The organism is Citrobacter sp. KTE151 (genome assembly GCF_000398845.1).
GTDB lineage: Bacteria > Pseudomonadota > Gammaproteobacteria > Enterobacterales > Enterobacteriaceae > Citrobacter > Citrobacter braakii.
In genome coordinates, this window is sequence record NZ_KB976063.1 from 1356441 (window position 1) to 1369666 (window position 13226).

Here is a 13226-nt window from a genome sequence, read left to right on the forward strand (position 1 = left end):
TCCGGCCTACGACGTTCTGTAGGCCGGATAAAACGCGTTGGTGTGGCCATCCGGCGCTAGAGTTTCACTCGCTCAATCCTCGCTGGTAAACCCTGACGCACCGCTGCACCTGACACCCAGTCAAGCCAGGTATTGGCTACCTGCCGGGTAGGATCCGCAAAGCCCAAATCGTTGAGATTAATCCCCGACCTTATTTGTGCGTCAAACGCCATCGGCTTGCCGTCGAGCGTATGCTGCGCCGCGCCCATTTCTTTATGCCCATAACCGTGTTCAATGGCGATCACGCCCGGCATCACGCCATTAAGCAGGCTTATCTGCGCCTGCGCCTGACCGCCAGGCGTGGTGATACGCACCATATCGCCGTGCGCTAAACCATATCGTTGACCATCCTGCGGATGAAGCGCCACCAGATTAACCGGCTTCAGATGATGCAGACGTGGGATCACCGCCGTGGCGCTGGACATGGTATTGGATTTAAAAGAAATCAGTTTCAGCGGCCACTCTTGTTCCGGGAACAACTCCTCGACCGCACGCCCATCTGACAGTCGTGAAGGATACCAGGCCGGGCAGCCGCTGTAGCGCTCGCCGGTAATTGCATGGCGGTGCGCGGCGACGTCCGCATTCCAGATTTGTAGCGGTTTTTCCCACGCATTGCCTATCCGATTCTCAACCCGCCCGCTGTTGTCTGGCGCAAAACGCCCACCGCGGGAGTAGATAAACGCCACCCGGCTGATTTCATCGGCTTTCAGTGTTTGGGTCATCACAGGCACGATCCGCTGTACCCCAGTCAGCGCCAGGTCTTCCGGTTGCGCTTCAGCGACCGGCGCTTTGCCCATAAACGCAATATTGGCGGCGAGTCGCAGGTAGTAATCTTCCGCACGATTCAACGGATAGTGATTGCCCTGCGGATCGGTAATCGCATTGTCACCAAATCCGGGGAGCCCGATGCGTTTTGCCACTGCGATACAGAAAGATTCCATCGAGGCGGGTTGACCATCAGCGGTACTGCTGGTTGCCGCTGTCACTACCGGCCAACGCGCGGTGGTGGCTTTACTGGCAACGCCGGCCCACGGGGCGCTGAATCCCCAACTTTCGAAGTTGTGGGTATCCGGCACGATGTAATCGGCCAGCGCCGTGGTTTCGTTCATAAAGGCGTCAATAGCGATAAACAGCGGCAGACGCGCAGGATCCTTGAGCTTTTCTTCCGCCACGCCGCGCAACCCTGCGATGCCGTAGAACGGGTTGGTCATGTTGGAGATCCAGGCTTTCAGCGGATAAGGGTAGCCTTCCAGCGCCGAGACGAGGAGTTCAGTAAGCTGGCCTGCGACAAACGGATACCACGGGGCTTTGGCCGGGAAGGGCGATTGTCCGGCGGCCACCTTATTGCGATACTCTTCGGAAGACTCATAAGCAGTTTTACTGCGCGCGATGCTTAATCCTTTTGGTTTTACCTTCCCGGCGAAGCTGTCCATGTTGTAGCGCGGACCGTCGGTGGCGCCATTGAACTTGCCGCCGCCGACAAACACGCCGCCTTCAAGACTGAGATTGCCAATCAACGCATTGAGCATCATCACCGACCAGGCGTTATAAAATCCATTGCCTGCCATCATTCCACCGTGCGTAATCACCGCCGCCTGGCGGCCATGGCGGGTAAACGCGTCGGCCAGGGCGCCAATGTCAGCTTCAGACACGCCGCATTGCTGGCTGTACTGCGTCAGCGTTAGTTTCCCGGCGGACTCTTTCAGACACTGGAAGCTGCTTTTTACCGTCACCGTCTGACCGTCTGCCAGCGTGACCTGGCGGGTGACGAACAGCTGCGCGCGTGGGCAACTGCTGGCGGCGACAATTTCGCCGGCCTCGTTAATGACCACCGGCTCCTGGGCGGCATTTGCACTCAGGTGCGCGAGGGTTAAATGCTGTCCGGCAAGGGTTGGAAGCTCATCGGTAATCACCAGATGCGTGGCGTTAGTCCAGCTTTTTTCCCCGGCCTGCTGCATGGCCTGTACGCCGGGAATGGTGAGATAATCGGCGTTATAACGCTGTTTTTCGATAATCCAACGGATCATCCCCATCGCCAGCGCGGAGTCACTTCCCGGACGTACAGGCTGCCAGTGGCCGCGATTGTCAGCCTGCACCGTGGTCAATGGCAGGGCCGGTGCCACCACCACATAACGGAAGTCGTCGCGTAAACGGGCGCTGGCCAGTTGGCGAGCCTGGCGCTTAAACGGGTTACCGGATTGCGCCGGAGACGTTCCCATAAATAGCGCGAATTTGACGTTGTCCCAGTCGGGCTTCACGTGGGTATTTTTATCCAGATCGCCCATTAACGCACCGGAACCGGCACGGTATGCCAGACCACAGTAAGCGCCATGAGCGCCGAAGTTTTTACTGCCAAAACTATTTAATGCAAAGCGGCGCAAAAATGAATCACGTCCTTCATCGCTGGTATTGGTGACCAGCAGTTGATTGGATTTAGGGCCATAGCCGGGATGTCTGGCATCAAGCGGTGTGTTGGTGTCATGGATTGCCCGCAAGCCGTCAACGTGGCCTTCACCAAACAAGTCGCCGCCTTCCACCACCTCTTTGATCAGCTGTTCGAAGCTGATGCGCTGCCATTTTCCCTCACCGCGTTTGCCGACACGTTTCATGGGCTGGAGAATGCGTAATGGGCTGTATAAACCTTCAAGTAAGGTTGCGCCACGGGCGCAGGCCGTGGAACGCGCGTCAAGACCCGTTTCGCCCGCCAGTTGTTCCATTGCGGTGGCAAAGGGGACGGAGGCGTCAATATGGTGCTCGTGAGACAATGGGTGATAGGGGTTGCCCGCAATGCGCAACACCTTGCCTTGTTCGCTGTCAACGCGCACCCGCACGCCACACTGCGTCCAGCAGCCGAAGCACTGTGTCATGGAGATAACCTGCTGCGGGTTCTGCTGCCAGCGCGGCTGGGCATTGGCTTCGGGGATGAGGGCGTTACCAAAGATGCGGTCTCGGGTAATTTTGCCCGAGGAGCCGTCCAGCAAACCGTCTATCGCGCGCTTTGCCACATCCCGATAACTCAGGCCAAAAGTCACCATACCACCTACGGCAAGGCCTACTTTAAGCCACTGACGACGGGTTAAATTAGCCATGTTGCATTCTCCTTGCGATCGCGTTCAGGGCTTCACGAACAATAATGATCAGTGCTATCCACAGGCCGAAGGTGCCCACAATGGCCAGCCAGCCATCGGTACCACCGGGCAGGGTATAAGGATTAAACAGCGCGTTAAATTTCGGTACGGTCTGCACCTGGATAAGTAACGTCCAGCGCATCAGCCAGCACAGCGCCATCGCGCTAAATACAAGTAATATGCGCAGCGGCAGCGATAAGGGGTTACGGAGCACCAGCCCGCACAGGACAAGCGAAACAAGCCATAGCGCAACCCAACCGATGGCGTAGTGTCGTGCTAACGGGGCAACGTTCAGCCATTGGCGAATAGCCGAACCGGAAAGCGTATTGCCGCTCACCCATATCACCACGACCAAAGCCAGTACCATCAGGGTGACTGTCTGCCCCCACGCCAGTTTGCGGGCCAATGTTCCCTCGCGTTTTATCGCGGCGATGAGCAGGGCGAGAAACGTTTGCAGCGCGCTGAGGAACATCGCAACCGGAAAGGCGTAGCTGAACCAGACAGGACGCGCCTGCACTACCGACACTTCGCGGCCGGTGTATACCAGCAACCCGATGGCTGACAAGGCGCTACCTATCGCCAGCCACTTAGTGACACTGTAACTTTTAAGCGTTAACCGTTTAACATGCTGCGCCAGAAACCACAGACCTAAGAAGCCGGTAAATAGCGGTAAAAACAGCGCGCCCCAGGGCATCCAGGACCACGGCGTCGGCCAGGCGTAGAAATGCCAGACGCGGGCGGTTTGGTGTAAGTCAGCGGTCAGCGCCAGCGGCGCGGTAATCGCGCAGGTCAGGGCGATTAACAGCGTCAGGTTTTCCAGTTCCGGCATCTCTTGTTTACGCCAGTGAAGTACGCAGGCGAACAGCGCGGCGCAGGCGGCAATGCCGATGAAAAAGAAATATTGTACGGCCCAGGGTAACCAGCTTACGTCCTGGGGATGGGCCAGAACCTCTTCAATAACCAGTGAATGGTTCATTTAAACCTCCTGCCAGAGAGCGGGTTGAGCACGTCCCATCAACGGGGTTACAAACGCTTCGTCCAGACCCAGATAGAACACGTGCGGTGATGTCCCGTTTTCCGGTTTCAGGACTTTGATGGCGTCATGGTGTTCACGCAGCATTTGAGAAATCCGGCTGTGCGGATCTTTGATATCGCCTATGATGCGCGCGCCGCCGACGCAGGATTCCACGCAGGCCGGGAGCAAGCCAGCTTCGAGGCGATGAACGCAAAAGGTACATTTATCGGCGGTTTGTGTTTCATGGTTGATGAACCGCGCATCATAAGGGCAGGCCTGCACGCAGTAGGCGCAGCCCACGCAGCGCGTGTTGTCGACCACCACAATGCCGTCTTCGCGTTGGAAGGTAGCCTGTACCGGGCAAACGGGCACGCAGGGAGGATTATCACAATGGTTGCACAGCCGCGGCAGCAGGACGTTGGTGACGCTCTGCTGACCTTCAATCTGCACCTGGTGCTGGTTAACGAGGGTGCGAAATTCACCCTGCGGCGTCTGGTTTTCAATGGCGCAACTGACAGTACAGGCCTGGCAGCCGATACAGCGTCGCAGGTCAACCAGCATGGCGTAGCGATGCTGAAGTGAGCCTTCATGGCGTTCAGGCGAGAAGGGAAATTGCGCCTGAGCCAAGGGTACCAGTGATGCGCCAGCGGTCAGGACGCCCAGTTGCTGGAGAAACTGCCGTTTACTGCTGTCCATATTTTCTCCCGTCACGATGCAACAACGAAACATTGGTCACGCCGTTGGTTTGCGTGTGATGAATAAAGAATCTTGATGATTTACAGTGTAAAAATCGTGACGGGGGGTACTCTATTGTGGTTAACCACATACCCGGCTTGTTGTTGATCTAAAACAACATAATTGACAGGGATAATTGAGTGGGACGCAACGTAGCAAAATGTCTGACGGTGCTGGTGTCGCTATGGATGCTAAGCGGTGTGGTCAGGGCCCAGACATGGAACATTGGCGTTTTGGCGATGCGTGGGGAGGTCTCCACACGTAATCACTGGCAGCCGCTGGAAACCCTGTTGAATCAGCAAATTCCCGGCGAACAGTTTCATATTCAACCGCTGGACCTGCGGCAGATGCAGGAGGCGGTGAATCGTGGAACGGTACAATTTGTGGTCACTAATCCGGCGCAATTTGTTCAACTAAACAGCCGCGCTGCGCTACGCTGGTTGGCGTCACTCCGTTCTACTCGCGGGGGGAAAGCCACCAGTAATGTGATTGGCAGCGCGATCCTCGTCAGGCGCGATAGCGGGATAACCTCCGCACACGATCTGATCGGCAAAACGGTGGGTGCCATTGATGCTCAGGCATTTGGCGGCTATTTGCTGGGATATAAAGCGCTCAGCGATGCCGGGCTGCGCCCGGATCGCGATTTGCGCCTGACGTTTACCGGATTTCCCGCCGATGCCTTACTCTATTTATTACGCGAAAAAGCCGTGCAGGCGGTGATTGTGCCGGTGTGCCTGCTGGAAAAAATGGACGAAGAAGGGCTTATTCGTAAAACAGATTTTACGGCCGTGCTTAACCATCCAACGTCGATACCCTGTTTAACCAGTACGCCGCTCTATCCTGACTGGTCATTTGCGGCACTGCCTGCGGTAAGCGACGAGCTGGCCGATCGCGTCACGCGTGCCCTGTTCAATGCGTCGCAAAACGCGACGTTTCGCTGGGGGGCGCCCGCCTCGACCCGCGAGGTGGAAGCGCTGCTGCGCGATGTCCGCCAGCATCCGCAGCAGCGCCAGCTGTGGCTGGATGTCAAAAGCTGGTTTATTCAACATCGGCTGGCGATGGGGGCCGCGGCTCTTGTCTTGTTGTTGCTGACGCTCAATTACATCTGGGTGATGCTGCTGGTCCGCCGACGCGGCAGGCAGTTGGAGCAAAACAACGTATTGTTGCGCAAACAGGAACAGGAGCTGGAAACCGCTCGCCAAATGAGCGTGCTTGGCGAGATGACGTCGGGTTTTGCCCACGAGCTCAATCAGCCGCTATCGGCTATCCGTCATTATGCGCAGGGCTGTCTGATCCGCCTGCGTAGTCAGGATCAACAGCATCCACTGCTGCCCGCGCTGGAGCACATTGATACCCAGGCGCAGCGGGGGGCTGATACGCTGCACAATCTACGCCAGTGGGTCAGCCAGGCACAGGGCAATCCGGTGATGACCGATGACTGGCAGGTCGTCAACGTTCATGATGCTATCCATCACGTTTGGCAATTATTACGCATGCCACAGCAATTCCCGGCGGTAGCGCTGCAAACGCAGATCGGTAAGGCGTTAACATTAACGTTGCCGAGTGTTCTCCTCGAACAGATACTGGCCAATGTGGTTCTCAACGCCGCCCAGGCGGGGGCAACCACCGTGTGGTTTAGCGCTCAGCGTGAGGATGGTGATGTGAGTATTCAGGTGCAGGATAACGCCGGAGGTATTGATGAGGTGCAGCTGTACCAGGCTTTTCAGCCGTTTATGACCACCCGTAAAGAGGGCATGGGGCTGGGGTTAGCCATTTGTCAGCGGCTGGTGCGCTACGCAAACGGAGACATTGAGATCAAAAATCATCAGGCTCCAGATGAAAAAGCGGGCGTTGTAGTGACATTACATTTTAAGCAAAACCCGGAGGGAGGCCGTCGTGGCAATCATTCATCTGCTGGATGACGATATTGCCGTCACCCAGGCTTGCGCGTTTTTACTGGAAAGTCTGGGATATGAGGTGTGTTGCTGGGAGCAAGGCGAAACATTCCTCGCTGAGGCAAATCTGCATCAGGTGGGCGTACTTTTGCTGGATATGCGTATGCCTGTACTGGATGGGCATGCTGTGCATGAAGCCATGCGCCAGCGTGAGAGTACGCTGGCGGTGGTATTTCTCACCGGGCATGGCGATGTGCCGATGGCGGTTGAGCAAATGAAACGCGGTGCGGTCGATTTTTTGCAAAAGCCGGTTTCCGCAGCGCCTCTGCAAGCGGCGTTAGAGCATGCAGTGCAGATTTCTCACGCCGCCTTTTCGCGACAAGAGATCGTGGTTTGCTATCAGCAGCTTACGCCAAAGGAGCGAGAGCTGGCGCGACTGGTAGCAAAAGGGTTAATGAATCGGGAAATTGCTGATGCCATGAATATTGCCGTGCGCACGGTTGAGGTTCATCGGGCGCGGGTGATGGAAAAAATGCAGGCGGGGAGTCTTGCTGAACTGGTTAATCGACTGCAGAGGATTCAGTAAATTTATGACATTTATTTGATTTTCATTGAATTTTGTCTAATCCGTCAGACTGATATATGCTGTTGGTTTGAGTTAATGACGAGCGGGAAAAAATGGGAAATCAGACCAAAGACGATGAGTTGTACCGTGAAATGTGCAGAGTAGTCGGTAAAGTAGTGCTGGAAATGCGCGATCTGGGACAAGAGCCTAAGCATATCGTCATTGCGGGAGTACTGAGAACCACCCTCGCCAACCAGCGCGTGAAGCGCAGCGAGTTAGAAAAACAGGCTATTGAGACCGTAATTAAAGCATTAGCCGGTTAATCCACAAAAAGAGGATGGTGGTCTCGTTCGCCGTCCTTTTATTCTCGTCACGTTAATTTATCAATATATATAATTTAGTGCTGAAATTAGAAGAGTAACCTTCGCTGTGTATTGAGTTATATTCCGAATGATATATTAAAATATATATGCGAGTAGAGTCACAAATATTTGCAAAGCATGTGAAATATTATTTCAACTTATCTTAATGATAATAAATCTCACTCCGCATTTATTATTTCCCTTCCGTTTTTTAATTGATGACGATCAAAACTATGAGCGCTGAATAACCACATTATCTTTACGCCTAACCCTAAAGGATTAGATTCATTCAGTTTAACCACCGTCATTTTACGCGATCAGGTTAGGGCAAAAATTTACGTGTTGTTGGCAACATTAACCGCCCGAAATGGCTTGAGCTGCACGGGTTTAATTTAGCCTGGAGGTGTTGCTAACACAGCGTTTGCGAAGAGGATGCGAAATAAATGAATCAGGTTGATCGTCCATTTTTAGATTGTGGTTTAACGCGGCTTGAATTTCTGCGGATATCAGGAAAAGGTTTGGCGGGATTAACCATCGCCCCTGCACTGTTATCACTTTTTGGCTGTAAGCAGGAAGATATCGACAGCGGTACCGTGGGGCTTATCAATACGCCGAAAGGGGTGCTGGTGACCCAGCGAGCGCGCTGTACTGGCTGCCACCGCTGTGAAATTTCCTGTACCAATTATAACGATGGTGCCGTGGGGACTTTCTTTTCCCGTATAAAAATCCATCGCAACTTCTTCTTTGGCGATGATGGCGTCGGGTCCGGTGGCGGACTTTATGGCGATTTAAACTATACCGCTGATACCTGCCGTCAGTGCAAAGATCCGCAATGCATGAAGGTCTGCCCCATTGGCGCTATTACCTGGAAACAGGAAGACGGCTGTATTGCGGTGGATCATAAACGTTGTATTGGCTGCAGCGCTTGTACCACCGCCTGCCCGTGGATGATGGCGACCGTGAATACCGAAACAAAAAAATCCTCAAAATGTGTGTTATGTGGGGAGTGCGCCAATGCTTGTCCGACTGGGGCATTAAAAATTATCGAGTGGAAAGATATTACTGTTTGATAGATAGCAGGTATGCCTGATACGCGTCATTAATTGCCAAAAATATCGCAGTTTTGCAAAAAAAAACTGCCTGAAGGATGGCGGGTATATCTATTAAACCTTCTTGCAAAGGAAAACATGATGGCTAATGGTTGGACAGGTAATATTTTACGGGTCAATCTCACCACGGGGAATATCACCCTTGAAGATTCCAGTAAATTTAAAAAATTTGTCGGCGGGATGGGCTTTGGTTATAAAATTATGTACGACGAAGTCCCGCCAGGCACCTTGCCTTTTGATGAAGGGAATAAACTGGTTTTCGCCACCGGGCCATTAACGGGCTCTGGTGCCCCTTGTAGCTCCCGCGTCAATATCACCTCCTTATCGACTTTTACCAAAGGCAATTTAGTGGTGGATGCTCATATGGGCGGCTTCTTTGCTGCGCAAATGAAATTCGCCGGTTACGACGCCATTATTATCGAAGGCAAGTCCGCGACGCCTGTCTGGATCAACATTAAAGACGAAAAGGTCAGCATCGAAAAAGCCGATTTCCTGTGGGGTAAGGGAACGCGCGCCACAACCGAAGAGATTTGCCGCATTACCAGCCCGGAAACCTGCGTCGCCGCTATTGGTCAGGCGGGTGAAAATCTGGTGCCGCTCTCCTGCATGATCAACAGTCGCAACCACAGCGGAGGCGCAGGTACTGGCGCGGTAATGGGGTCGAAAAACCTGAAGGCCATTGCGGTAGAAGGGACCAAAGGGGTCAATATTGCCGATCGTAAAGAGATGAAGCGGCTCAATGATTACATGATGACCGAGCTCATCGGTGCCAACAACAACCACGTTGTGCCAAGCACCCCGCAGGCCTGGGCAGAATACTCTTCGCCAAACTCGCGCTGGACGGCCCGTAAGGGACTGTTCTGGGGCGCGGCAGAAGGGGGACCAATCGAAACCGGGGAAATCCCGCCGGGTAACCAGAATACCGTGGGTTTCCGTACCTATAAATCCGTGTTCGATCTGGGGCCAGCCGCTGAGAAATACACGGTCAAAATGAGCGGCTGCCATTCATGCCCCATTCGCTGTATGTCGCAGCTCAATGTCCCGCGGGTGAAAGATTTTGGCGTGCCAAGTACCGGCGGTAACACCTGCGTGGCGAACTTTGTCCACACCACCATTTTCCCCAATGGCCCGAAAGATTTCGACGATAAAGACGATGGGCGCGTGGTGGGAAATCTGATTGGTCTGAACCTGTTTGATGATTATGGCATCTGGTGTAACTACGGGCAGTTGCACCGTGATTTTACTTACTGCTATTCGAAAGGCGTCTTTAAGCGCGTACTGCCAGCTGAAGAGTATGCGGAGATCCGCTGGGATCAGCTGGAAGCGGGCGATCCTCATTTTATTAAGGATTTTTACTACCGGTTGGCGCATCGCGTGGGGGAACTCAGCCATCTTGCGGACGGATCGTATGCCATTGCGGAACGCTGGGATTTGGGCGAAGAGTACTGGGGTTATGCCAAAAATAAACTGTGGTCGCCGTTTGGTTTTCCTGTCCACCATGCAAACGAGGCCTCTGCACAGGTGGGGGCTATCACCAACTGTATGTTTAACCGTGACTGTATGGCGCACACCCATATCAACTTCATCGGTTCCGGTTTACCGCTGAAATTACAGCGCGAAGTGGCGGGCGAGCTATTTGGTTCGCAGGATGCATACGACGAAACCAAAAACTACACCCCGATCAATGCCGCCAAGATCAAATACGCCAAATGGACGCTGCTGAAAGTCTGCCTGCATAACGCGGTTACGCTGTGCAACTGGGTGTGGCCGATGACGGTTTCACCACTCAAGAGCCGTAACTATCGCGGCGATTTGGATCTGGAAGCAAAATTCTTCCAGGCGGTCACCGGCGATGAAACCACGCAGGAGAGTCTGGACCTGGCCGCTGAACGCATCTTTACCCTGCACCGTGCCTATACGGTCAAATTGATGCAAACCAAAGATATGCGCAATGAGCACGATCTCATCTGCTCCTGGGTGTTTGATAAAGATCCGAAGATCCCGGTCTTCACTGAAGGGACCGACAAGATGGACCGGGAAGATATGCGTCAGTCGCTGACGATGTTCTATCAGGAAATGGGCTGGGATCCAGAGCTGGGTTGCCCAACGCGTGAAACCCTGAACCGACTCGGACTTGAAGATGTAGCCGCTGATTTGGCTGCACAAGATCTGTTGCCGGCGTAAGGAATGCGAGATGACTAACGTGAGCGACGTTCTGACCCCCGTTGAGGCGTTTCCTGACGAAGTGGATAGCCGAAAGAGACAGTGGCTGCAGGCGTTTCACCCGCCTGTAGAACAGATGAATGCGCCCCAGGTTCAGGAACCAGCCAGCCCGGAGTTGATTGTGGCAGATTTTATCCGTCAGCATTCAGCATCGGGGCAACTGGTGGCGCGCAGTGTCTTTTTGCTGCCGCCTTATTCGGTTCCTGAAACCGATCTTTCCGCGCTGCTGGATGTGCTGGGCCAGGACGCGAATGGTGCGGATATCACCTGTGTGCAGGGTGCGGAAGAAGCATATTTCTATTCGACGCAAACCATGACGGCAAATTACGCCGACATGTGTGTGCAGGTGGTGGAAAACGACATCTGCCGTGCGATTGCCGAGGCGGTACGCTTCGACTGTCGAACGTATCCTCGCCCTTATAAGGTCGCCATGTTGACGCAACCGCCGTATCGCTTTGAGTCTCAACAGATTGCCGCTGCGCTCACGACCATGGAAACGCATCCTGATTATGCAGATATACGGACTGTGGAATCGTCAAATGCGGAGCCTTATTTGTTCAGCGAACGTTTTATGAGTTATGGCAAAGCGTACGGCCTGTGCGAATGGCTTGAGGTTGAGCAGTATCAGAACCCCTGAATTATTCAGGTTGATGTCATGGAACGTGTGGACGACCACTGTCACAGTATTAGAGGATAACCCGATGTCCTTCACCCGACGAAAATTTGTCATTGGCATGGGGACGGTGATTTTTTTCACTGGCCCAGGTCAAAATCTGTTAGCGAGTACCAGGAGTTCTAAAGACGTACATTACGTCATGATTCACGATGAATCACTGTGTAACGGATGTAATATCTGCGCCCGCGCATGCAGGAAAACCAACCATGTTCCTGCGCAGGGTAGCCGTTTGTCGATAGCTCATATTCCGGTTTCGGACAACGACAACGAAACGCTGTATCACTACTTCCGTCAGTCCTGCCAGCACTGTGATGATGCCCCCTGTATTGAGGTGTGTCCGACCGGCGCCTCATGGCGAGATGACAACGGCATTGTGCGGGTAGACACGTCTTCCTGTATCGGCTGCAGTTACTGTATTGGCGCGTGTCCTTATCAGGTGCGCTATCTCAACCCGCAGACCAAAGTGGCGGATAAATGCGACTTCTGCGCTGAATCTCGTCTGGCGAAAGGTTTCCCGCCGATCTGTGTTAACGCCTGCCCGGAACATGCGCTGATTTTTGGTCGCGAAGATAGTCCGGAAATTCAGACCTGGTTGAGAGAAAATAAGTATTACGAGCATCAACTTGCAGGCGCCGGGAAACCCCATTTGTATCGTCGGTTCGGTCAACATTTGATTAAAAAGGAAAATGTATGAACGCGTCGCAGAATGCCGAACAGTTTCACGCCCAGCTTGCGCAGTATGTTCCCCTGTTTTCACCGGACTACTGGCCTGTGTGGTTGGTCATCGCCGGATTAATGCTGGTGGGGATGTGGCTGGTGCTGGCGCTACACGCCATGCTGCGCTTTCGGGCCGCACATAAAGCGTCGGCAGGGCACGGTGAGAAAGTCTATTTATACTCGAAGGCCGTTCGTTTGTGGCACTGGTCGAATGCGCTGCTATTTCTGCTACTTCTGGTCAGTGGCCTGGTCAATCACTTTTCCGTCGTCAGTGCGTCGGTGATGAAAAGCCTGCTTACCGTGCATGAGGTCTGCGGCTTTTTGCTGCTCGCTTGCTGGATTGGCTTTGTCCTGATCAATCTGATTGGCGGCAACGGGCATCACTATATTATTCAACGTCAGGGCTGGATCGGACGAGCGCAAAGACAAACGCGTTTTTACCTGTTTGGCATTATGCAGGGCGAGTCACACCCATTCCCGGCATCAAAGCGTTCTAAATTCAACCCGCTACAGCAGGCGGCCTATGTTGGCGTGATGTATGGCTTACTGCCACTGCTGCTGATCTCAGGGTTGTTATCGCTCTATCCGACGGTTGTCGGTGACCTGTTCCCCGGCGTGCGTTACTGGTTGCTCCAGGCGCACTTCGCGCTGGCAATAATCAGTCTGTTTTTCATTTTTGGGCATCTTTATCTCTGCACGACAGGTCGTACGCCGGGCGAAACCTTCAAGTGTATGGTGGATGGCTATCACCGGCATTAAGCG

Annotated in this window: 11 protein-coding genes; 8 read left to right on the forward strand and 3 right to left on the reverse strand. The window is 53.8% G+C overall.

Features of this window, described 5'->3' with window-relative positions; genetic code table 11:
- Window positions 1–56: 56 nt before the first annotated feature.
- From ttrA to ttrB, 3 genes are read right to left on the reverse strand one after another with little or no spacing between them, the layout of a single operon-like run.
- Window positions 57–3128: a tetrathionate reductase subunit TtrA gene (gene ttrA / locus WC7_RS14945; protein WP_016152915.1), complete on the reverse strand. Its 3072-nt coding sequence runs from the start codon at window positions 3126–3128 to the stop codon at window positions 57–59.
- Window positions 3121–4143 carry a tetrathionate reductase subunit TtrC gene (ttrC, locus tag WC7_RS14940; RefSeq protein WP_016152916.1) on the reverse strand — a complete coding sequence of 341 codons (1023 nt, stop codon included), beginning with the start codon at window positions 4141–4143 and terminating at the stop codon, window positions 3121–3123. Before ttrC ends, ttrA begins: the two co-directional genes overlap by 8 nt.
- Window positions 4144–4878 (reverse strand): tetrathionate reductase subunit TtrB, encoded by a 735-nt coding sequence (gene ttrB / locus WC7_RS14935; RefSeq protein WP_016152917.1) that lies wholly within the window; start codon window positions 4876–4878, stop codon window positions 4144–4146. It abuts the gene before it with no gap.
- A gap of 227 nt (window positions 4879–5105) precedes the next feature.
- Here ttrB and ttrS point away from each other — a divergent pair, with 227 nt between their 5' ends.
- From ttrS to phsC, 8 genes are all read left to right on the forward strand, one after another.
- Entirely contained in the window at window positions 5106–6839 is a 1734-nt protein-coding gene (ttrS, locus tag WC7_RS14930; protein ID WP_202633465.1) for a tetrathionate respiration histidine kinase TtrS, read from the forward strand.
- The gene (gene ttrR, locus WC7_RS14925) at window positions 6814–7398 is read left to right on the forward strand and encodes a tetrathionate respiration response regulator TtrR (protein WP_016152919.1); all 585 of its coding nucleotides are present in this window, start codon (window positions 6814–6816) and stop codon (window positions 7396–7398) included. Before ttrS ends, ttrR begins: the two co-directional genes overlap by 26 nt.
- Window positions 7399–7490: 92 nt before the next feature.
- Entirely contained in the window at window positions 7491–7700 is a 210-nt protein-coding gene (fumD, locus tag WC7_RS14920) for a fumarate hydratase FumD (protein WP_003029345.1), read from the forward strand.
- Window positions 7701–8182: 482 nt separating this feature from the next.
- Window positions 8183–8809: a ferredoxin-like protein gene (locus WC7_RS14915; RefSeq protein ID WP_016152920.1), complete on the forward strand. Its 627-nt coding sequence runs from the start codon at window positions 8183–8185 to the stop codon at window positions 8807–8809.
- 120 nt (window positions 8810–8929) lie between these two features.
- The gene (locus WC7_RS14910; protein WP_016152921.1) at window positions 8930–11032 is read left to right on the forward strand and encodes an aldehyde ferredoxin oxidoreductase; all 2103 of its coding nucleotides are present in this window, start codon (window positions 8930–8932) and stop codon (window positions 11030–11032) included.
- A 10-nt stretch (window positions 11033–11042) separates the two neighbouring features.
- Window positions 11043–11708 (forward strand): YdhW family putative oxidoreductase system protein, encoded by a 666-nt coding sequence (locus tag WC7_RS14905; protein WP_016152922.1) that lies wholly within the window; start codon window positions 11043–11045, stop codon window positions 11706–11708.
- A gap of 64 nt (window positions 11709–11772) precedes the next feature.
- Window positions 11773–12441 (forward strand): 4Fe-4S dicluster domain-containing protein, encoded by a 669-nt coding sequence (locus WC7_RS14900; RefSeq protein ID WP_016152923.1) that lies wholly within the window; start codon window positions 11773–11775, stop codon window positions 12439–12441.
- A complete protein-coding gene (gene phsC / locus WC7_RS14895) occupies window positions 12438–13223 on the forward strand; it encodes a thiosulfate reductase cytochrome B subunit (protein ID WP_016152924.1) in 786 nt (261 codons plus the stop codon). The genes WC7_RS14900 and phsC overlap by 4 nt, the downstream gene beginning before the upstream one ends.
- The last annotated feature ends 3 nt before the right edge of the window (window positions 13224–13226 follow it).